This window comes from Vibrio sp. 10N.286.51.C3, from assembly GCF_003050065.1.
Lineage (GTDB): Bacteria > Pseudomonadota > Gammaproteobacteria > Enterobacterales > Vibrionaceae > Vibrio > Vibrio crassostreae.
In genome coordinates this window covers 234,179-255,274 of sequence record NZ_PIGC01000008.1, presented here as the reverse complement: position 1 = coordinate 255,274, position 21,096 = coordinate 234,179, and the positions used below count along the sequence as shown (strand labels likewise).

General features: G+C 44.9%; 16 protein-coding genes. 5 read left to right on the top strand and 11 right to left on the bottom strand.

From position 1 onward, the window contains the following. The first annotated feature begins 174 nt into the window (after nt 1-174). The 4 genes from trxB (at nt 175) to CWO27_RS11345 (ending at nt 6,435) form a co-directional block, all read left to right on the top strand. Complete coding sequence (trxB, locus tag CWO27_RS11360) at nt 175-1,134, top strand: thioredoxin-disulfide reductase (protein WP_107898977.1); 960 nt, start codon at nt 175-177, stop codon at nt 1,132-1,134. A 161-nt stretch (nt 1,135-1,295) separates the two neighbouring features. Then, the gene (gene cydD / locus CWO27_RS11355) at nt 1,296-3,080 is read left to right on the top strand and encodes a heme ABC transporter permease/ATP-binding protein CydD (protein ID WP_102480650.1); all 1,785 of its coding nucleotides are present in this window, start codon (nt 1,296-1,298) and stop codon (nt 3,078-3,080) included. Next, complete coding sequence (gene cydC, locus CWO27_RS11350) at nt 3,073-4,794, top strand: heme ABC transporter ATP-binding protein/permease CydC (RefSeq protein WP_107898976.1); 1,722 nt, start codon at nt 3,073-3,075, stop codon at nt 4,792-4,794. Before cydD ends, cydC begins: the two co-directional genes overlap by 8 nt. 225 nt (nt 4,795-5,019) lie before the next feature. Continuing rightward, on the top strand, nt 5,020-6,435 hold the full coding sequence (locus CWO27_RS11345) for a hypothetical protein (protein WP_102432401.1): 1,416 nt from the start codon (nt 5,020-5,022) through the stop codon (nt 6,433-6,435). An 81-nt stretch (nt 6,436-6,516) separates the two neighbouring features. Here the strand turns inward: CWO27_RS11345 and CWO27_RS11340 are convergent, their stop codons facing one another. The 9 genes from CWO27_RS11340 to CWO27_RS11300 all read right to left on the bottom strand — a co-directional run bounded on the left by CWO27_RS11340 (nt 6,517) and on the right by CWO27_RS11300 (nt 18,465). Next, entirely contained in the window at nt 6,517-8,400 is a 1,884-nt protein-coding gene (locus tag CWO27_RS11340) for a methyl-accepting chemotaxis protein (protein ID WP_102432400.1), read from the bottom strand. 321 nt (nt 8,401-8,721) lie between these two features. Beyond that, nucleotides 8,722-10,293, bottom strand: a complete 1,572-nt coding sequence (locus CWO27_RS11335; protein WP_102432399.1) for a BCCT family transporter — start codon at nt 10,291-10,293, stop codon at nt 8,722-8,724. Between the two features lie 271 nt (nt 10,294-10,564). Further along, nucleotides 10,565-12,163: a BCCT family transporter gene (locus CWO27_RS11330; protein ID WP_061018336.1), complete on the bottom strand. Its 1,599-nt coding sequence runs from the start codon at nt 12,161-12,163 to the stop codon at nt 10,565-10,567. A 169-nt stretch (nt 12,164-12,332) separates the two neighbouring features. Next, on the bottom strand, nt 12,333-12,971 hold the full coding sequence (locus tag CWO27_RS11325; RefSeq protein ID WP_048659561.1) for a response regulator transcription factor: 639 nt from the start codon (nt 12,969-12,971) through the stop codon (nt 12,333-12,335). After that, nucleotides 12,964-14,319 carry a cache domain-containing protein gene (locus CWO27_RS11320; RefSeq protein WP_048664744.1) on the bottom strand — a complete coding sequence of 452 codons (1,356 nt, stop codon included), beginning with the start codon at nt 14,317-14,319 and terminating at the stop codon, nt 12,964-12,966. The genes CWO27_RS11325 and CWO27_RS11320 overlap by 8 nt, the downstream gene beginning before the upstream one ends. A gap of 104 nt (nt 14,320-14,423) precedes the next feature. Continuing rightward, entirely contained in the window at nt 14,424-15,707 is a 1,284-nt protein-coding gene (locus tag CWO27_RS11315) for a TRAP transporter large permease (RefSeq protein WP_048664743.1), read from the bottom strand. 9 nt (nt 15,708-15,716) lie between these two features. Continuing rightward, a complete protein-coding gene (locus CWO27_RS11310; protein WP_240699185.1) occupies nt 15,717-16,247 on the bottom strand; it encodes a TRAP transporter small permease subunit in 531 nt (176 codons plus the stop codon). Between the two features lie 209 nt (nt 16,248-16,456). Beyond that, on the bottom strand, nt 16,457-17,551 hold the full coding sequence (locus CWO27_RS11305; protein ID WP_017060957.1) for a TRAP transporter substrate-binding protein: 1,095 nt from the start codon (nt 17,549-17,551) through the stop codon (nt 16,457-16,459). A gap of 521 nt (nt 17,552-18,072) precedes the next feature. After that, a complete protein-coding gene (locus tag CWO27_RS11300; protein ID WP_004740184.1) occupies nt 18,073-18,465 on the bottom strand; it encodes a hypothetical protein in 393 nt (130 codons plus the stop codon). 220 nt (nt 18,466-18,685) lie between these two features. On the opposite strand from CWO27_RS11300, the gene CWO27_RS11295 reads away from it, so the two are divergent. Further along, nucleotides 18,686-19,486 (top strand): DUF2982 domain-containing protein, encoded by an 801-nt coding sequence (locus CWO27_RS11295; protein ID WP_107898975.1) that lies wholly within the window; start codon nt 18,686-18,688, stop codon nt 19,484-19,486. Nucleotides 19,487-19,589: 103 nt separating this feature from the next. On the opposite strand, the gene CWO27_RS11290 is transcribed toward CWO27_RS11295, so the two are convergent. After that, a complete protein-coding gene (locus CWO27_RS11290; RefSeq protein ID WP_107898974.1) occupies nt 19,590-20,243 on the bottom strand; it encodes an MBL fold metallo-hydrolase in 654 nt (217 codons plus the stop codon). A 100-nt stretch (nt 20,244-20,343) separates the two neighbouring features. Continuing rightward, the gene (locus CWO27_RS11285; RefSeq protein ID WP_102432394.1) at nt 20,344-20,892 is read right to left on the bottom strand and encodes a YcbK family protein; all 549 of its coding nucleotides are present in this window, start codon (nt 20,890-20,892) and stop codon (nt 20,344-20,346) included. Nucleotides 20,893-21,096 lie beyond the last annotated feature (204 nt).

The window sequence follows — 21,096 nt, the reverse complement described above, 5'->3', positions numbered from 1 at the left end:
ATAATAGGTACATTTGCAACATCGATTTCAGCTACGAAAACGTTTGTCTCGATTAAGTTCTAAACTATAACGATTAATTACACTTCAGCCCTTGTTTAACCTTTTATTGCCTCCATATTTTCCATACAATCCTAAGCGATTATAAATAAAAACAATTTCAATTTCGGAGTCCTCATGAGCGACGTAAAGCACTGTAATTTATTGATTCTTGGTTCTGGCCCTGCTGGCTATACAGCTGCAGTTTACGCTGCTCGTGCAAACCTAACCCCAGTACTTGTTACCGGTATGCAGCAAGGTGGTCAGCTTACAACCACTACAGAAGTGGAAAACTGGCCGGGTGATGCTGAAGGTTTAACGGGCCCTGCTCTAATGGATCGCATGAAAGAGCACGCAGAGCGCTTTGAAACAGAGATCCTGTTCGACCACATTAACGAAGTCGACCTTTCAAACCGCCCTTTCCGTCTTAAAGGCGATTCAGGCGAGTACACGTGTGATGCGTTGATCATCTCAACAGGCGCATCAGCTAAGTACCTAGGTTTAGATTCTGAAGAAGCATTCAAAGGCCGCGGCGTTTCTGCTTGTGCAACGTGTGATGGTTTCTTCTACCGCAACCAGAAAGTAGCGGTTGTTGGTGGTGGTAACACGGCAGTTGAAGAAGCACTTTATCTTTCTAATATCGCGTCTGAAGTTCATCTAGTTCACCGTCGTGACACGTTCCGCGCTGAAAAGATTCTAGTGAAGCGTTTAATGGACAAAGTAGAGAATGGTAACATTGTTCTTCACACTGACCGCACGCTAGACGAAGTTCTAGGCGACGACATGGGCGTAACGGGCGTTCGTATTAAAGATACTCAGTCTGACAAGACAGAAGACATCGACGTAATGGGCGCGTTCATTGCTATCGGTCACCAGCCGAACACTGAAATCTTCAAAGGCCAAGTGGACATGAAAGATGACTACATCATCGTTCAGTCTGGTCTTGAAGGTAACGTGACACAAACCAGCATCCCTGGCGTATTCGCTGCGGGTGATGTAATGGACCACAACTACCGCCAAGCAATCACTTCTGCTGGTACAGGTTGTATGGCTGCACTGGATGCTGAACGCTTCCTAGATGGCCTTAACGATAAGTAAATCTGAGATTGCAGATTTGATTATCGGTGCTCTCGCCTCAGTAGATGCAGGGCGTCATCACATTTTGTTGTAAATCCCTAGAGCCCAGTGGTATATCCACTGGGCTTTCTTTTGTATACTAGCCGCCCTCAACAAATAATAATTATCATTAAGCCTTCATAATGGATAAGAAAAAACAACGCAGCTTGAACAAGTGGCTTAAGCAACAGAGTAAGTTAGCGAAACGCTGGCTTATGATTGCGATTAGCCTTGGCGTACTTTCAAGCGTGTTTTTAATTGCTCAAGCAGCTCTTCTCGCCTCTATTCTTCACCAGCTTATCATCGAGAATGTCGATAAATCTGAACTGGTTGGTCATTTCGCAGGCTTGGCATTATCGGTCGTTGGCCGTGCTGGCTGTACATGGGGACGTGAAATCGCAGGTTATCGCTGTGGTGAACAAATCCGTGTCTACATCAGGCAACTCATCCTTGATAAGTTACGCGAGTTAGGTCCTGCTTACATTAAAGGTAAACCTGCCGGTACGTGGGCAACGCTATTGTTAGAACAAGTAGAAGACATGCAAGACTTCTTCTCTCGTTACTTACCTCAGATGTCTCTGTCGGTAATGATTCCGTTCATTATTTTGGTCGTAGTATTCCCTGTAAACTGGGCAGCGGGTCTGATCTTCTTGATTACTGCGCCACTGGTGCCGATGTTCATGGCATTGGTTGGTATGAAAGCAGCCGATGCAAACCGTAAAAACTTCAAAGCGCTTCAGCGTCTTTCAGGTCACTTTTACGACCGTTTGCAATCAATGACAACCATCCGTCTATTTGATCGTACCAACGCTGAAACAGAAGTATTGAAAGGTGCATCTGAAGTGTTCAGAACGCGTACCATGGATGTATTGAAGATCGCTTTCTTGTCTTCTGCTGTACTTGAATTCTTCACGTCTATCTCTATTGCGATGACGGCAGTTTACTTTGGTTTCACCTACATTGGTGAGCTGAACTTTGGCCACTACGGTGCAGGCATTACGCTATTCGCTGGTTTGTTTATCCTTATCTTAGCGCCAGAGTTTTACCAACCTCTGCGTGACTTAGGTACTTTCTACCACGCGAAGCAACAAGCGGTTGGCGCAGCTGAAAGTATTGTCGAGTTCCTAGAAACAGACATCACTAAGGTTAAATCAGGCGACACTCAACTCGATCCGGCTCAAGGCATCAATATTGAAGCTCAAGATCTCAAAGTGTTAAGCCCTGAAGGTGTTCAATTGGTTGGTCCTATCTCGTTCGCGCTTAACACTCGACAGTCGACTGCGTTAGTTGGCCCAAGTGGTGCGGGTAAAACGAGTTTGATCAACGCTATTCTTGGTTTCATGCCTTATGAAGGAAGCTTGAAAATCAATGGCATTGAACTGCGTGATTTAGACTTGGTATCTTGGCGCAAGACGATCAGCTGGGTTGGTCAAAACCCACTGTTGCTTCACGGCAGCATTCGTGACAACGTCACTCTAGGTAAGCAAGATATCACTGACCAAACTGTTCAAAACGCACTAGAGCAATCTTTTGCTAACGAATTTGTAAACGAGCATGGCTTGGATTACATGATTTCTGATCGTTCAGGTGGCCTATCTGTTGGTCAATCTCAGCGTTTAGCTTTGGCTCGTGCAATGATTCAAGACGGCCAATTCTGGTTATTAGATGAACCTACTGCCAGCCTAGATACTCGCAGTGAACAGCTCGTGATTAAAGGCATTAACAGCAACATCGAAAGTCGCACTGCCCTGCTTGTGACGCACCAACTTGCTCCTCTTCAATCGGTCGATAACATTCTGGTTATGCGCGATGGTGGTCTTGTGGAACAAGGTCATTACTCTCAGCTCTCGACTGCGGGTGGTTTATTCGAAGAGATGCTAAACGCGAACTTAGCTCAACAAGACAATAAGGGTAATTTAGATGCGTGATTTACTGCCTTACCTGAAACTCTATAAAAAGCATTGGTTTGGCCTATCGCTAGGCATGCTATTGGCTTTTGCTACTCTGTCGGCTTCTATCGGCTTGTTAACGCTATCGGGTTGGTTCATTTCAGCTTCTGCGGTTGCTGGTCTTACGATTGCGCGTGAAACCTTCAACTACATGCTACCGGGCGGTGGTGTACGTGGTTTGGCAATGAGCCGTACTGCTGGTCGTTGGGGTGAACGTGTTGTGAGCCACAATGCGACATTCAAACTACTGACGGATCTGCGTATCTTCTTCTTCAAGAAGCTGGCTCCGCTGATCCCAGGTCGTATTTCAAACCTTCGTGACGCTGACCTACTTAACCGCTTGGTTGCTGATGTCGACGCAATGGACCACGTTTACTTGCGCTTAGTCAGCCCTGTAACGGTTGGTGTGTTTGGTATCTTCTTCCTGACTCTGTTCTTGATGTGGTTCGATAGTTCGCTTGGTTTAATCTTGGGTTCTATCCTTCTGATCATGCTGTTGGTTTGGCCTGTCTTGTTCTACAAGTTGGGTAAACGTAACGGTGGTGAACTAACACAGAACAAAGCAGACCTTCGTGTTACTACGCTAGATTGGATTGAAGGCTACAGCGAACTGACTCTGTTCGGTGCAGAAGAGCGTTACCGTAATGCGATTCTAGAAACACAGCAGAAGCTGATGGCGAATCAGTTTGTGAACGCTAACCTAACCGGTATGGCGTCAGCAGCGCTAATGCTTTTCAATGGTTTGACGCTTGTTCTTATGCTTTGGCTTGCGGCTGACGGTGTGGGTGGTAATGCACCAGACCCGTTCATCGCGCTAATGGCGTTCGCTACTATGGCAAGTTTTGAATTGTTGATGCCAATTGCAGGTGCGTTCCAGCATTTAGGTCAAACTCTGTCTTCAGCACGTCGCTTGAACGAGGTTATTCTGTCAGAGCCTGAAGTTCAGTTCGCTGAAGAGAAGCTCGACATCAACAAGCCGCTTGATATTACGTTCTCAAACGTGACCTTCAACTACCCTGACTCTGAGCGCAGTGTTCTGAACGCTGTCGACCTAACTATCCCAGCAACGAACAAGGTTGCGATTGTGGGTCAAACGGGTTCTGGTAAATCGACACTGATTCAGCTTCTAACTCGCTACTGGGATCCGAAAAAGGGTTACATCTCTATCGCGGGCATTGAGCTGACACAATGGAACGAATCACAACTGCGTGAATCTATCAGTGTGGTAAGCCAGCGTGTCGACATCTTAAACGGCACTCTGCGTGACAACTTGTTGATTGCAAAACCAGACGCCAATGATGATCACCTAGCGAACATCCTTAAAGACGTTGGCCTAGAAAAGCTGCTTGAGAATAATGCACTTGATAGCTGGTTAGGTGACGGTGGTCGTCAACTGTCTGGTGGTGAGAAACGCCGTATTGGTATTGCACGTGCAATCCTTCATGATGCCCCTATCCTGCTTCTTGATGAGCCAACAGAAGGCTTAGATAAGCAAACTGAGCAGAGCATCATGGCGCTGTTCGAGAAGCACTTTGAAGGCAAGACAGTTATCTTCATTACGCACCGTTTGATTGGTCTGGAATCGATGGATTCTATCGTTCTGATTGAACAAGGCGAGATTGTAGAAAACGGCTCTCACGAGACACTGTTGAACGAAGAAGGACGCTATTTCCAACTTCGTCAGGCAATCTAGCTTCTCCTTAAGCTATAAAGAAAACCATTCAAAGCCCGAGTTTATGCTCGGGCTTTTTGTTTGTCTGTGATTCTAGTTTCGAGCAGCTCAAACAGATAACCACCGCCAATCACTTATTGCTTATTTGTAAGCACTATTAATACATTACTTACAAAAGCTTACTAAGAGCAAATGCCATTTCTTGTAACATGCTGGCTTTATAGCTTGCAGATAACTTGGTCCCCTATGGTATACAAACTCACAATTCCAACTCTTGTTCTGACTACGATGCTCACTGCATGCGGCGGCAGCGACAGCAATAACACGAGCGCGTCAAAGAATGTAATCGATGCATCAAGCGCTAGCTCAGTGGTTAGTTTAGGAAGCAATTACTCACTACAATTCAGCGTGAAATCGATTGCTGCGGGTACAGACAAAAACGTGAACATTGATATTACTCAGTATGGTAATAATCTAAAATCTAGCGGCAGCTTCGCACAAGTTCACGGCATTCCTGAGCGCAATTATAAAACCCAAAGCGATGCAGATATCACCTTCTCTGTAACGGCAACAAACTCAGCGGGTAAAACGTTCGACGTTGACAATTTCAGTATTTACTACGAAAACTTTAACTCAACGAGCACTCTTGAAAAGCTTGCTATTGCAGAAGTTGAAAACAATATAAACAACGTCATTCGATGGAAAAAAGCGGATACCGTGACCATCAATAAGCAGTTCATTATTGATGCTACTGGCGACAAATTTAATATCGATCAAATGAGACCGATGAACCTTTACGTTCGTGTTGGTAACACGCTTAGTAACGGTATTCAATTTGTTCCATCCTTCGCGCAAAGTACGTCAGGGGCGTTTGCAAGAGTCCCAACGAGTGATTGCTCTGTTATCTCAAACACGACAGGTGATTTGCTCGACAATGGCATCAAACAACGCACCTGCGTAGAAGCACACGGTTATAAAATTCCATTGTTGATTGAAGATAAAACTGTAAACAATTCGGAAGCAAAGGTCGCACACGTTAAGAACATCATGCAGTATTACCTTGATAGCTTCCCTGCAGAAGTCACCAAGGCCATTTACGATAGTAAAGCTGCGATGGCATTCTTTTACGATGAAGATTGGGCTGATGGCCCGAATAGAGATGCAGGCGAATATTTAGATGAGAATTACCGTTTCCAAGATTTGTTCGCGACTGAAACCACAACCACGACAACAGGCGAGAACAAGCCGGACTTGGCAATGAAAAGAGACGCTGCGTTTGAAGAGATCATTCACTTTGTTCACGATTACGGTGTGATGAACCTAGCAGTACAATCATCTTCATCGAAATGGGGTGTGATGCAGAAAGAGTTAGATGAACTGAATGAGAAAGCGATTCTTGCAGGCTCTTACTTTCCAAACGGTAAAGACTCAACAATTGTCGAAGCTGATCTAGATGCTGAGTCTTACGATCAAGAGTACTTAGCTTACTCTCTGTATGCCTACTACGACGTGAACTATAAAGGCTACCGTGCTCAAGAGTTAAGTTCTGCGACGTTCACAGAGCTACAAGCAAACGACCCAGAGATGGTTAAATTTATGGAGCAGTACTTCCCTACTCGCGCAGCACTTAAAGCTAAATTCCCTGGTTATCCGAACAACTAGTTTGGATCACAACTCTAACTAGCACGCACAAAAAAGCCGAATGTGACAATCACATTCGGCTTTTAAATTACGAGTTAGCGCTTACAGCTTGAAGCGGCTGATTTCGCTCTCTAGCTCGTGAGACAGCTCAGAAAGTTGCGCGGCTTGCTCTGCAGCTTGGTGTGCTTCGTCTGCTAGCTCGTTAGATACGTCACGGATTCCTTCAGTGTTACGAGTGATCTCAGACGTTACTGACGCTTGCTCTTCTGCAGCAGAAGCGATCTGTGTTGCCATGTCGCTGATGCGTTCAACAGCTGCATGAATTTGCGTTAGGCTCGCTGCTGCTGAGTTAGCGTCATCAACGCTGGTTTCAGCAAGTGTACGGCTATCATTCATGATGTTAACCGCTTTGCCTGTTGTGCCTTGCAGCAATTCAATCGTCTGTTGAATTTCTTGCGTTGAACCGTGTGTACGTTGGCTCAGAACTCGAACTTCATCCGCTACTACTGCGAAACCACGACCTTGCTCACCGGCACGTGCAGCTTCAATAGCGGCGTTAAGTGCAAGTAGGTTCGTTTGTTCTGCAATACCTTGAATATTAGACAAGATAGCGTTGATGCTGTTGCCGTGCTCTTCAAGTTCTAGAATCACGTTGGTTGCGATTTGAACTTCTTGAGCAAGGTTTTGAATAGAGCTTTGAGTCTGTGTCACTTGACCAGTACCGTGCTCACACGCGCCAACCGCTTCAGATGAGTTCTGTGCAGTGTGGTCTGCGTTACCTGCGATCTCTTGTGTTGCTGCAGCCATTTCGTTAACGGCTGTTGCTACCATGTTGATCTCGTCTTGTTGCATTTGGATACGAGCACTACGTTCTTCTGCTTGAGAAGCCGTTTGACGAGCTTGGTTGCCCAGCGCAGCAGATACTTCGCTTAGCTTGATCACCATGGTGTGCATGTTGCCCACAAAACGGTTGAAGTTTGCAGCAAGCTGACCAATTTCGTCGTCGCTCTTAGGCTCAAGACGTTGAGTAAGGTCGCCCTCACCTGAAGCAATTTCTTCAAGTGCCGCTGAAACGCGGTTTAGGTCGCGGAATAGGAAGCTCACTAACCAAGACACGAGTACGATTACGATGAGCGTAATAACGACAGCAGTGATGATCAGCTGAGTAAGTAGCGTTGAGTGGTTCGCTTCTTCTGTTGCTTTGTCCATCTGAACCGCGAAGATCCAGTTAGTGTTAGGCACCTTCGTGAAGTAAAGCAGCTTGTCAGCGCCGCGCTGTTTGATGATCTCGATGCTACCCGTACGCACTGCGTTTTCGATAATAGGCATAGAGATATCGTTTGAAAGCTGGCTTACTGGCTTCAAGCTTAGTGCTGAATCTGGATGCGCTAGGAATGTGCCGTCAGAGGCATCAATTAGCATTGCGTAAGCGTTGTCACCAACATCAAGGCTGATGACATCGTTAACCAATTGGTCGATAAGTACGTCTGCACCAACAATACCAACAAGTTGGCCGTTGTGGCGAACAGGCTCTGCGATCGTTACTAGTAGTGCTTTCGTGATTGCATCTTGATAAGCCGTGGTAATGATTTGCTTACCTGCAGCGTTTGCTTCTTGGTACCAAGGACGTTGACGAGGATCGTAATCTGCACGATTACGTTCAGGATGTGAACGGTACATTCCGCCTTCAGGAGTACCTAAAAAGATATCGTCAAAACCACCCGCTACACGAGCTTGCTTAAGGAAAGGAACAACATCACTTTCTCGTGAAAACTCATTAAATGCTGATGCGATATCGGTACGGATATCAATCCAGTTTTTAATACCTTCAGATGCTGCTTCAGATACGCTTTCAGCTCGTAGGTATACGCCATTACGAGTCTGTTCAAATAATTGGTTTGCTGACAACCAAGTCAACGCTGTAGCCATAACGACAACAGCAGATAGGCTAGCACCTATCAACTTCTGCTTTAGTGTTAGTTTCATGTCAAAGTTTCACGAGTGGTGGGAAATCTCGCGCATACTACCCAATATCAGTATTAAATTCGAGCGATTTCACAATTTAATATTGGAATATAATTTTAAGCAAACCATAAGCTTAAGTAATGTCAAATCCTTGGCTTGCCGCCAAATTTAAGGCGGTATTGCCTCTACGGTTATTAGATTTTTTATCGCACCAAACACGTTAAAATAGACAAAAAAACACGGTAAATTGAAACAAAAAAGGCAGAAGAGTTTCCTCTTCTGCCTTCATAGTATTTAACGTTCTACTGCGTATAAATTGCAGTAGATTTCAGCTTAAAAAGCCTAGCGTTTTTCTGTACGCATACCCATTAGCAAGCTCACACACATCAGTAAGAGAATGATGGTGAATGGCAATGCCGTCGAGATTGCACCCGCTTGTAGAGCTTGCACTGCTTCAGTACCACCAACCCACAATAGAGCCACAGCAATCGCACCTTCAAGGAACGCCCAGAACACACGTTGAGGCACAGGCGTATCAACTTTACCACCCGCGGTGATGCTGTCGATTACTAGAGAGCCTGAGTCAGACGATGTAATGAAGAATACTAGAACCAATACAACCGCAATGATTGAAAGCAGAGTACCGAACGGCAGTGCATCAAACATTTGGAACATTGCTAGTGATACATCCGTTAGGCCGTCTTGACCAAGAATACCAACGTTATTCACGATTTGGTCAATCGCCATGCCACCGAATACTGACATCCAAATGATAGTCACTGTAGTCGGTACAATCAGTACTGCTGTGATGAACTCACGAACGGTACGACCTTTAGAAACACGTGCGATAAACATACCTACGAATGGAGACCATGAGATCCACCAAGCCCAGTAGAATACAGTCCAACCGTGCATCCACGTTTCATCTTCGCGACCGTGAGGGTTACTTAGCGGAATGATGTTTTCAATGTATGCCATCAATGTTGTTGGGATAGAACCTAAAGTCACCGCGTAGCCGATTAGAGCCACTAAGATAAGCAGTAGGAAAGCAACCAACATGTTGATGTTACTGATAACTTTAACGCCACCATCAATACCACGAAGTACGGATACCACCGCCAATAAAGTTACCGCTGTAATCACAATAACTTGCAGCCCTAAGCCCGCTTCAATACCGAATACATGTTGAATACCACTTGCCGCTTGTTGTGCACCTAGGCCAAGTGATGTCGCCAAACCGAATAGGGTTGCAAGCACTGCAAGAATATCAACAATGTGACCTGCCCAGCCCCAAGCTCTATCGCCTAAGATTGGGTAAAAGATAGAACGAATTGAAAGAGGTAATCCCTTGTTGTAAGAGAAGAAAGCCAGTGACAATGCCACTACACCATAAATCGCCCAAGGGTGCAGTCCCCAGTGATACATGGTTGCACCTAGTGCTAGCTTAGCCGCTTCTGGTGTATTCGCTTCAACACCTAACGGAGTCTCATACAAACCGGTGTAATATGCTGCTGGCTCAGCCACACTCCAGAACATCAAGCCGATACCCATACCTGCGGCAAACAGCATCGATAGCCAAGACATAAAAGAATAATCTGCCGTCGCATCAACACCACCAAGGCGGATTTTGCCGTACGGAGAAACAATCAAACCTAAGCAGAAAATTACGAAAATATTACCCGACCAGATGAAAAGCCAATCAAACGAATTGATAATCTGGCCTTTAACGCCATCTAGTGCAGCCTTTGCCGAAGCGGTATCTGTAATAAGAACACCGATCAGGAACAAAGCGATAAGTCCCGCACTGATACCAAATACTGGGTTATGAACATCAAAACCCCATTTTTGGACGTTATCTTGACCAACAGTGTAATCCGTACTGTCGATACTGTATTTATCTATACCTTTAGTCATTATCCCTCTCTACGGAATACTCATAAGGTCTATTGACCTCGTATCCCTTACTTACCTGTGACTTAATTACAAACTCGAACATACAATCCAAGTAGTACAAGTTGTTGTCACAATAATTCAAATACTTGGATGTCTGAAGTTTAGCAGGTGAACTTATTGTTTTCAGTAAACCTGAATCAGTTCGATGGGTTTTCATCCAATATTCACGTAATTACTCAAATTGCTGGCGAAAAAAAGGCCGAACAAGTCGGCCGTTGTTTCAATAATACTTTTAACTCAAAGCATTTTGGTGCTTAACCAATTGATTTTCAGTTCGTAAACCAAGCAATAAGCTTAGGCACATAAGCAATAATATGAATGCAAATGGCAGCGCCATAGAGACCGTTCCAGCTTGTAGTGCTTGAATAGATTCCGTGCCACCAACCCACAGTAGAACCGCTGCAATTGCACCGCCCATCAACGCCCAAAATACACGTTGTGGTACTGGCGCATCGACTTTACCGCCCGAGGTGATGCTATCGATAACAAGCGAGCCAGAATCAGATGAGGTGATAAAGAACACCATGATCAAACCAATCGATACTACAGAAAGCACAGAGCTCATTGGCAGCGCATCGTAAGTATGGAAAAGAGAAAGTGTAATATCTTGCAGACCATTCACACCAATTTCCCCCACCTTGTTCGCCACTTGATCAATCGCGATACCACCGAAAATTGCCATCCAGATGATGATTACTGTCGTTGGAATGAACAATACAGCAACGATGAATTCACGAATCGTACGACCTTTAGAGATACGAGCGATGAACATACCTACGAATGGAGACCAAGACATCCACCACGCCCAGTAGAATACCGTCCAACCTTGCATCCACGTTTCATCATCACGGCCATGAGGATTACTTAAAGGAATGAAGTTTTCAATGTAGCCCATTAGAGCGGTTGGGATAGCTTTAATACCCGCCATGCCACCAGCGATGGTTACGAAGATAAGCAAGCCCAAAGCAACCAGCATGTTGACGTTACTTAGTACTTTTACGCCACCATTGATGCCACGAACCACCGACATTGTTGCTAAGAAAGTGACCACAGCGATAACAATCAACTGCATGCCAATACCACCATCGGTACCAAACACATGGTTAATACCACTGGTAGCTTGTTGTGCGCCTAAGCCAAGTGATGTAGCAAGGCCAAAAAGCGTTGCAAGTACAGCCACGATATCAACGATATGACCAAACCAACCCCAAGTTCTGTCGCCTAAGATCGGGTAGAAAATAGAACGAATCGAAAGCGGTAAGCCTTTATTGAAGGTGAAAAAAGCGAGGGCTAGAGCAACAACGGCGTAAATAGCCCAGCCGTGAAGACCCCAGTTGTAGATAGTTGCGCCGAGCGCCAACTTAGCCGCTTCAGGAGAATAAGCTTCAACACCGAGTGGCGTTTCATACCAGCCCGTGAAGTAAGCTACTGGCTCAGCCACACCCCAGAACATCAAACCAATACCCATTCCCGCGGCGAATAACATCGACATCCAAGATAGGTTGGAGTGCTCTGCTTTGGCATCATTGCCACCAATACGTATCTTGCCATACGGGGATACAATGAGGGCAAAACAGAAAATAACAAAGATGTTGGCTGCCCACATGAAGAAACCATCGAAGTTACCGATGACTTTCCATTTGATTCCATCAAGCGCCGCTTTTGCGGTATCAGGGTCTGCGACTAGAAGTGCCAGAAGGAAGACAATGATCGCTCCTGCACTGATTCCAAATACTGGGTTATGAACATCGAACCCCCATTTCTGAACGTTATCTTGTCCTACTGTATAATCGGTATTTTCAATACTATACCTATCTTTTACAGGCTCCATGCTTCCTCTCTAATTTGCAGCGCACTGTTTGCAACATTGCATTCGGCGCTTAAATTTCGAAAAGAAGAATATCAACCTGTCGCAAAAATACTAAAAAAACCTCCATAAAGGAGGCCCAAATTACACATTTAGTAATTAAATTACACATTTAATGTAATTTAGCGTAAGATCAGTCCACAAGCCCGGAGCTGACTGCGTATTTAGCGAGCTCTGCTGTAGAGTGAATATCTAGCTTATGCTTAATATTTTGTCTATGGGTTTCGACCGTTCGATAGCTGATATTCAGTGCCTTCGCGACCTCTTTACTGCTCTCCCCTTTCGCGACTAATTTCAATACCGCTTCTTCACGTCTGCTCAATGGATTCTTCACAGATTGCGTCGGAGTAATTGGCTGAGTAAACAAATTCTGCGTTACTTTTTCACAGAAATAGGTCGAGCCTTGATTGACGGTTTTGATTGCCTGCACCATTTTTTCAGCCGAAATCTCTTTCAACATATAGCCGACCGCACCCGACTGCATCACCTTCATGATGTATTCACGGTTGTTATGCATGGTCAGCATCAACACCTTGGCTTCAGGGTCTTCTTCTTTAATCAGGTGGGTCGCATCAATACCATTCATGATAGGCATGCTAATATCCATCAGCACCACATCAGGGCGCAGCGTTTTCACTGTCTCAACCGCTTCTAATCCATTACTGGCTGTGCCTATCACGCTAATATCAGGCTCGAGTTCTAATCTCGCCATAAAGCCATCCAGTACGACTTGGTGATCGTCAGCAATCACAACTCGAATAACTTCACTCATTCACTAATCCTTCTAGTGTCAGTAACACTGTAATTTCCGTTCCGAAACCAATCTCACTCATCAACTCAAAATCACCGCCGATGAACTCCACTCGCTCTCTCATGTTACGCAGTCCGATCCCTCGTTTCTCCATCGCTTTATAGGTATTGAAACCAACACCGTTATCTTGGATAAGCAGTTGCAACACGTTGCCAATTTGCTGAGCGATAACCGTTACCTTGGTCGCTTGCGCGTGTTTCTCTATGTTGTTCAATGACTCTTGCACCACTCGATACAAGGTCGTTGCGGCTTCTGATTTTAACTTACCCGGTTGAGTGCTAAATAAAGTTTCCACCTCAATACCGGAGTGCGCCTGAAAATCTAATAACAACGAAGACAATGCCGCTTCTAAGCCTATGTCATCCAGTGAACTTGGGCGAAGTTGATGTGAAATGTGCCTCACCTCTTCAATCGCTCGCATCAGTGAATGCTGTGACTTATTCAAATGTGCTTTGAGATCCTCACTCTGTAGCTTATTACCGAGTAGCTCTAAGTGACAACGACTCGACACTAATAATTGGTTAATACCATCATGTAACTCACGTGCTAGGTGTTTCTTCTCGTCTTCTTGGAACATCACCGTCTTATGCGCCAGTTCTTTGAGGTTGTTATCGGCAATACGATGTTCATGCATGTTGATGGCTAAGGTAAGCACGATAATAACCGCCACCGTCACACTCAAAATCACCACAATAGAAAAGAACGTGGTTTCAATATTCTTGTTTATCTCAGCCTGCATTGAAGCCACTTCTTGGTGCACATCTTCAATATACAAACCGGTGCCAATCATCCAATCCCAGCGTTCTAGCCATGCGGCGTAACTCAACTTAGACACCACCTCACCCGTCGATGGCTTTTGCCATAAATACTGGTGAAATCCTCCGCCCGTTTGTGCCTCTCTTAGCAGGGCTTCTATCAGAAAGTCGCCATCCTCGTCTTGCAGTTCAAGTAGGTTTTGACCAATCAATTCAGGCTGAATCGGATGAACTAAATTGGTTCCGTGGCGATCGTAGGCAAAGAAATACCCGTCCGACCCGTATCTAAGTTTAGACAATATGGCTCGAACTTCCGTTTTGGCTTGAGCTTCTTGGATGTCAGGGTCGTTGTAGATGTGCTCAATGGCATCGAATGCGAGGTCTACTGTGTCTTTGAGGGCGTTTTCACGTGACTTGATTAAGCTGTCTCTGAAGATTTCGACCTCTTTCGCGCCCAACGTTTTAGTTTGGTGTAACGAGATCCAACTAATACTCGCCGTTACCAGTAGCAACGGGAGCAGCGTCAGCAAAATCAGCTTGGCTTTTAGAGGCATTCCTTTTCCTCACAAAAAACGGCTTACTGAACACCAATAAGCCGTTTTATTTTAGCAATTTATCGTTAACCCTTGAAACATATCATTCACATTCTTGGCTTCACTCACATTCCATAGAAGGCTGGAAATGCGAGAAGTGATCCAAGTACGAGGATCTGAATCAGAATGAATGGCATCACACCTCGGTAGATATCCTTCGTAGTTACGCCTTTTGGTGCCACGCCTTTTAGGTAGAACAGGCTGAAACCAAACGGCGGTGTTAAGAATGAGGTTTGCAGGTTCATCGCAATCAGGATAGCAAACCATGTCATGTTAATGCCCATCAACTCAGCAACCGGCGCAATGATTGGCACGATGATGAAACAGATCTCTACGAAATCGATGAAGAAACCCAGAATCAAAATCACTAACATGGTGATGATCAGGAAGCCCCACTTCTCACCCGGAAGCTGTAGCATCCACTCTTCAACCAGATAATCACCACCGGTATAAGTGAACGCCATCGAGAACGCAGTCGCACCCAGCAAGATAGCAAATACCATCGCCGTTACTTTCACCGTCTCTTTCGATGCGTCATACACCATCGACCAACTAAACTGACCGTAAAGCAGTGCTAATACCATCGCACCCGCGCCACCTAATGCAGCAGACTCTGTTGGCGTAGCCACACCCGCAAAGATTGAACCCAGTACGACAATGATTAACGCAAGAGGCGGAAGAATCGCTTTAAGTGCATCCAACACCTCTTGCTTACGGCTGATTGAATCGTCTCGCTCAATCGGTTGAGCCGCTTCAGGGTGTAACTTGGCATATATCAAGATGTAGAGGATATAAGCACCAACTAACATCACGCCCGGCCAAATCGCCGCTTGGAACAAGTCACCTACTGGCACACCTAATACGTCACCTAATAAGATTAATACGATGGATGGTGGAATGATTTGCCCTAACGTACCAGACGCACAAATGGTGCCGCACGCTAAGCCTTTGTCGTAATTGTACTTAAGCATTACTGGCAACGAGATAAGTCCCATTGCAACCACAGAAGCACCAACCACACCAGTAGAAGCCGCAAGCAGTGAGCCTACTAAGACGGTTGAAATCGCGATACCACCACGAACGCCACCAAACAGTCGTCCCATCGACTCAAGCAACTGCTCAGCAAGCTTGGTCTTTTGTAGAACAAGCCCCATGAAAACAAACAATGGAACGGCCATCAGCACCGTGTTTTCCATAATGGATTGAATTCGATATGGCATGAAGGCAAACATTTCAATGCCCTCAGCCCAAACACCAAAGATTAACGCGATACCACCAAAGGTGAACGCCACAGGGAAGCCAAGTAGAAGCGCAAACAAGGCTACGAAAAACATTACTATTCCAATCATGTTTAGCCTCTATTTGTTATTGGCATGGATAAGATGGGGATTAAAAATCTTGTTCAGTGAATGCAGGATCAAACCTACGCCACTGAGTGCCATTAAGAAGAATGACAGTGGGATCATGGCTTTGATGATCCAGCGATACGGCAGGCCACCGGGATCGCCTGAGGTTTCACCCAGTTCATAGCTCTCTTTGGCAACATCGATACCAAACCAAGCCACCAGCAAACAAAACGGCAGTAAGAAGATAAGTGTGCCTAGCAGGTCAATTATCGCTTGTGCTTTAAAGCTCAGTTGCTCGTAGAACACGTCAACTCGAACATGACCACCAGCCTTAATGGCATAAGGAACACCTAATAGGAAAACGGCTGAGAAGAGGTGCCATTCCATTTCTTGGAAAGCGATTGAGACATCATTGAAGGCATATCTCATGACAACGTCATACACAACGTTAGCGATAAGTAGAATAAACAACATACTGGAAAGCCATCCCAGTGCATCACCGATACGATTAAACACGCGTTCAATATAAATTAGACTTCGCATTCCCGACTCCATGGAATTTGAAAAGACATCTTGCAGTACAGCTAACCCAACTAAAAACGATTCAGTTTATAGCTAGCAATAGGCACGACGTAGAAAGGGTTCTTGAGCATTTAATTATTATGTTTTAAATGAACCCGCCACTTGCTCACTCTTAGCTGCCTAATATGGGAAGCTTTGGGTTCATTTAGATTCAGTTCAACAACTGTCGACTATTTCGCTTGGCTATTTAAGTAAGCTCTATGTGAAATATCCGTCCATGAACGAACTTGCTCTAGGTAGCTTGCTTGTGAAGCTTGAATCTCTTTTGCTAACTCATCTTTCTCAGCATGTGCAGCAAGTAGGCGATCGTTCGCTTCTTTCAGTGCAGACATAACCTCTGGCGGGAAATCTTTCACTTGTACATCTGGGTATTCTGTCTTCATTGAAACCCAGTTCTTACCACTTTCGTGCGTTGCTTGTGTGTACATGTCGTAAGCCGCAGTACGCATTGCAACACGCAAGATTTCTTGTAGGTCTTCAGGCAGCTTGTTCCATGTGCGTTTGTTCACTAGGAATTGAAGCTCTGAACCCGGCTCATGCCAACCTGTGTAGTAGTAAGGCGCGATTTTGTGGAAACCCATACGTAAATCCAGTGATGGACCTACCCACTCTAGTGCATCAATCGTTCGGCGCTCTAGAGACGTGTATAGCTCACCTGGGGCAATGTTGGTCGGCTTAGCGCCTAGCTCTGCAAGAATCTCGCCTGCAAATCCTGGGATTCGCATTTTCAGACCTTGTAGATCTTCCACGCTGTTGATCTCTTTTTGAAACCAACCGCCCATCTGGATATCCGTGTTACCACCTGGGAACGACATCAAGTTGTGTGGAGAGTAAACCTGCTCCATCAACTCCATACCACCACCGTGATAGAACCACGCGTATTGTTCTGCTGGCGTCATACCGAAAGGCATAGAAGTGAAGTAAAGAGTGTTTGGAACTTTACCTTTCCAGTAGTAAGAGCCTGAGTGACCCATGTCGTATTGACCAGACTTAACCATGTCAAAAACGCCAAGAGGGGCTTTGTGTTTGTTTGCTGAATCGATTCTGATTTGCAGTCGACCATTCGACATCTTCTCAGCCATCGCCGCCATGTTCTTCGTAGCATCACCGAAAACTGGGAAGTTTGGTCCCCACGTTTCTGCAAGCTTTAAACGGTAAACCTTATCAGCGGCTGTAGCACCAGTAGCGACCAAAGCTAAACAAGCCGCAGCGGTTACTGCAACGTTTTTAAAAACTCGTGTGAGGGAGTTAGAAATGAGACTCATGTTCACGTCCTTTGTTGGGTTAACACTCTTTCTATGAGCATTTTTTATGATTCAACATAAGAGTGCACCGTGATGAGGCAACAAGATATCAGGGAGAGCACGCACGCATGGCGTGAGCAAAGTTACGTATTAGACCAAAGGATTAAGTAGAACTACGTAGGAGATGATTGAATAGTGTCGATTTTAAAGGAGTTTGGATATTCACCAAGGGAATGCGTATTGATAAATACCTAAGTAGTTATAATGAACCGCGATTAACAATTGATTCCCATTTCGTGATGAAGCTCTATCCATTGCTGCATTTTAGGGAAAGTCACCCGCGCTTTTTAGTAAGGCGCCCTACTTTAGGGCTTGCTGATGAGAAGCAAAGCTAGAAGTTAAAGTGAACAAGTTAAACGGTAGATTGGAATGGGAATAACCGGTAAATGAGAATAAGCGATAAATGAAGTTTATGACAGATACAAAAAAGCCTCGATAATCGAGGCTTAAAAACTTAACGAAGCGAATATAATCCCGCGGGATTAGATAGCTTTGTAGATAACCTTGTTACCTGCAAGTTGCTCTTTCGCTACTAGGTTTTCTTCAAGAAGTTTTTTCAATGCGCCTGTTGCCCATGAAGCTGCTTTCGCGTCTTCTTGACCAGCTGCTAGGCCGATACCTTTAGGGTTAATGCCTTCAGCATTGCTAACAACGATGTCTAGAACTTGTTGTTGCTTAGGAGTCAGTGCTACTGCAACTTCTTTTGTTGCTGCTACTGTTTTCTCTACCGCTGGTTTTGCTGCTACAGTTTTTTCTGCTACAACTTTCTCTGCGACAGGCTTCGCTTTTTTCGGCGTTGCCACTGCTTTAACTACAGCCGCTTTAGTGCGTTTCTGCAGTTTAGCCTGCACCTTACGCTTATGAGCAAGTCTCATTGAATATTTCTCCAGTTCACTGCTCTTTTCGCAGTGGTGAAAATTTGAAGCGCGATTTATACCAAAAAACAGGAGCTATTTGTAGAGTGAAGCGTCGAAAGTCGACGAAAAATACCGATATTGTCTACTAGCGTCTATTATTTAAACATCGACTTATCAATTCAGGGTCATATACACTGGTTATCCATCCAGACAAAAATATGAAAACTTGGTGTTGCCTATGGACACTCGTCACCTAACAAATTTCTCTTTGCCCTCGTTCACACGTTCGTACCGTATTCTCGCCGTTATTTTAGGCTTCGTTTGCTTGATCATTGCACTCTACAGCGACAATCCAAAGTTACTGATCGTGGGTGCATTTTGCATTATTGCCCTACTAGGAACTGGCTATTATTTAATGTTGCGCAGCAGAGTGATGTTCACCCTCACACCGACTCATTTTCAACAACATTTTTATAAAGGGGGCTGGGTCTTAAAGTGGAACAACATCCAAAAAATTGGCCTTTGCACCTATGAACAAGATGGTTGGCACCAACCTCTGCCTTGGATTGGTATCAAGGTTAAAGATTACTCGCCCTACCTCGATTCGATCTGCCCCAAAATCACCTGTGAGTTATTGCTGAGCCAACGTGCACTTTTGTACTTGGGAGCGAAGCAAGCGGGTAAAGAGTCGAACTTTGAAGACATGGTTTTAGACTCATCGCACTACCACACGCGTTGTACCGAAAACGGATGTGTTGAATTGAGCCAATATAAAGAATCAAAGAGTAATGACGAGGTGCATTTCAGCGCTCAACCACCGCAAATGGATGCGGATTCACCCGATGCAGCAAATAATCAAAACGCGGTGATCAAAGACTATTCAGGGTTACAGGCGATGCTCGCCAACAGAATGAAGTACCAAAGAGGCTTCCACGGTTATGACATTTTCATATCAACCCATGATTTGAATATTAGTGGAGAAGAGTTTGTTGGTCTGGCTCGACGCTACTTGGCCGCTGCCGAGCGCCTCTCTGATTAAAATCAAACCGGTTCATAAATAAACTCGCATCCAATAAAAAAGCTTAGCTTTCATAAAAAAAGCTAAGCTTCATTTTCAATCGTTCTTTTACTAGGTCAGAGGCTTAGTAGAGTGGCATTTCATCTGCGACGAACGGGTTTGATGCACGCTCACGACCGAATGTCGATTCAGGGCCATGACCCGGAACGAATGTTACGTCACTGCCTAGCGGCCAAAGCTTAGTCTTGATTGAAGCGATAAGTGTATTGAAATCACCTTGTGGGAAATCAGTACGACCAATTGCACCGTTAAACAATACATCACCTACAAATGCTAGACGTGCTTGTTCACTGAATAGCACAACGTGACCTGGCGTGTGGCCCGGCGTGTGAATCACATCGATAACTTGGTTACCAAAAGTCACTTTGTCGCCCTCTTCTAACCAAGTGTTTGGTTCAAAGGCTTTACACAATGGGAAGCCGAACATCTGACTTTGATTCTCTAGGCCTTGAAGCCAGAAATTATCAGCCTTATGTGGGCCAACAATTTCAACGTTCAACATCTCAGCAAGAGGCACCGTGCCGCCTACATGGTCTAAGTGACCGTGTGTGAGTACCAAGTTCACCACTTTAACACCCAGCTCTTCAATGATCGCAGCCAGTTGTTGAACATCACCACCCGGATCAACAACGATGCCTTCCATGGTTTCATCACACCACACAATCGAGCAGTTTTGAGCGAAAGAGGTAACAGGTACAACTTGATACTTAAGAGACATATACAAACCTTAGAGGGCAAACTGAAATTTGGGCAAACTATGACATTGGATGTCTACTTTGACAAGTGCCTACGGTATCGCCCTTCAACTCAGATTCGCTTTACCAGCTGCGTACTGGGCCAGTATCAATATGGATAAAGTTGCTACGCGCATAATACCCCACACCACCTGCGTTTAGGCTTTTAGCTACGTCTCTCAGCTCTTTCAGATCAACACCATCAATACGGAAGTCGATTGCTTTACCTAACATATGGTAACTCTTTTTAGCCACACCACTCGACTTAGAACGAAGTGCTTCATTGGTCGCTGGAGAACGGTAACCAGAGATGATCTGAACTTCTTTTTGAATACCCAACACGTTTTGAATCTGAGTGATCTGATCAAACAGGTTCTTGTCCATTGGGTGAATTTCATTACGACGGAAATCGCGACATAGTTTGCTAAGGCGTGCCATTTCGTCACCGACATAGTTAGTGCCATCGAAATAACAAGTCTCTAAACGTTCACCAGTGTGAAGATTGTTCATGCTAATCGTTCTTGGTTGATCAGGGTATGAAGCAAAAGCGATAGAAGGAGTAAGAGAGGCGACAACAGCAGTACCACCAGCGTAAGTCAGAAACTGACGGCGTGAAAATAAACTTTGAGACATACAGCAAAAAACCAATTAGATCGAACGAAAAATGCACGATACATAATGGCATTTGCTGCGTCAACGTACAAAAACCGCGCAAAACGTTAGTATTTGTAACCTTTGTACGGTTAGTTATTGATACTCATTATAATTTTATCAATAGAAGCTTGGTTGTCATTTTTTGGTCAAGATCACCTTAGTTGAACTCATTTCAATCAACCA

Excerpts from the sequence above, each read along its gene's own strand:
- cydC (WP_107898976.1), top strand. The coding sequence starts at position 3,073 with ATGCGTGATTTACTGCCTTACCTGAAACTCTATAAAAAGCATTGGTTT.
- CWO27_RS11310 (WP_240699185.1), bottom strand. The coding sequence starts at position 16,247 with ATGCGAAGTCTAATTTATATTGAACGCGTGTTTAATCGTATCGGTGAT.
- CWO27_RS11290 (WP_107898974.1), bottom strand. The coding sequence starts at position 20,243 with ATGTCTCTTAAGTATCAAGTTGTACCTGTTACCTCTTTCGCTCAAAAC.
- CWO27_RS11315 (WP_048664743.1), bottom strand. The coding sequence starts at position 15,707 with ATGATTGGAATAGTAATGTTTTTCGTAGCCTTGTTTGCGCTTCTACTT.
- trxB (WP_107898977.1), top strand. The coding sequence starts at position 175 with ATGAGCGACGTAAAGCACTGTAATTTATTGATTCTTGGTTCTGGCCCT.
- cydD (WP_102480650.1), top strand. The coding sequence starts at position 1,296 with ATGGATAAGAAAAAACAACGCAGCTTGAACAAGTGGCTTAAGCAACAG.
- CWO27_RS11295 (WP_107898975.1), top strand. The coding sequence starts at position 18,686 with ATGGACACTCGTCACCTAACAAATTTCTCTTTGCCCTCGTTCACACGT.
- CWO27_RS11340 (WP_102432400.1), bottom strand. The coding sequence starts at position 8,400 with ATGAAACTAACACTAAAGCAGAAGTTGATAGGTGCTAGCCTATCTGCT.
- CWO27_RS11285 (WP_102432394.1), bottom strand. The coding sequence starts at position 20,892 with ATGTCTCAAAGTTTATTTTCACGCCGTCAGTTTCTGACTTACGCTGGT.
- CWO27_RS11305 (WP_017060957.1), bottom strand. The coding sequence starts at position 17,551 with ATGAGTCTCATTTCTAACTCCCTCACACGAGTTTTTAAAAACGTTGCA.
- CWO27_RS11335 (WP_102432399.1), bottom strand. The coding sequence starts at position 10,293 with ATGACTAAAGGTATAGATAAATACAGTATCGACAGTACGGATTACACT.
- CWO27_RS11320 (WP_048664744.1), bottom strand. The coding sequence starts at position 14,319 with ATGCCTCTAAAAGCCAAGCTGATTTTGCTGACGCTGCTCCCGTTGCTA.
- CWO27_RS11330 (WP_061018336.1), bottom strand. The coding sequence starts at position 12,163 with ATGGAGCCTGTAAAAGATAGGTATAGTATTGAAAATACCGATTATACA.
- CWO27_RS11345 (WP_102432401.1), top strand. The coding sequence starts at position 5,020 with ATGGTATACAAACTCACAATTCCAACTCTTGTTCTGACTACGATGCTC.
- CWO27_RS11325 (WP_048659561.1), bottom strand. The coding sequence starts at position 12,971 with ATGAGTGAAGTTATTCGAGTTGTGATTGCTGACGATCACCAAGTCGTA.
- CWO27_RS11300 (WP_004740184.1), bottom strand. The coding sequence starts at position 18,465 with ATGAGACTTGCTCATAAGCGTAAGGTGCAGGCTAAACTGCAGAAACGC.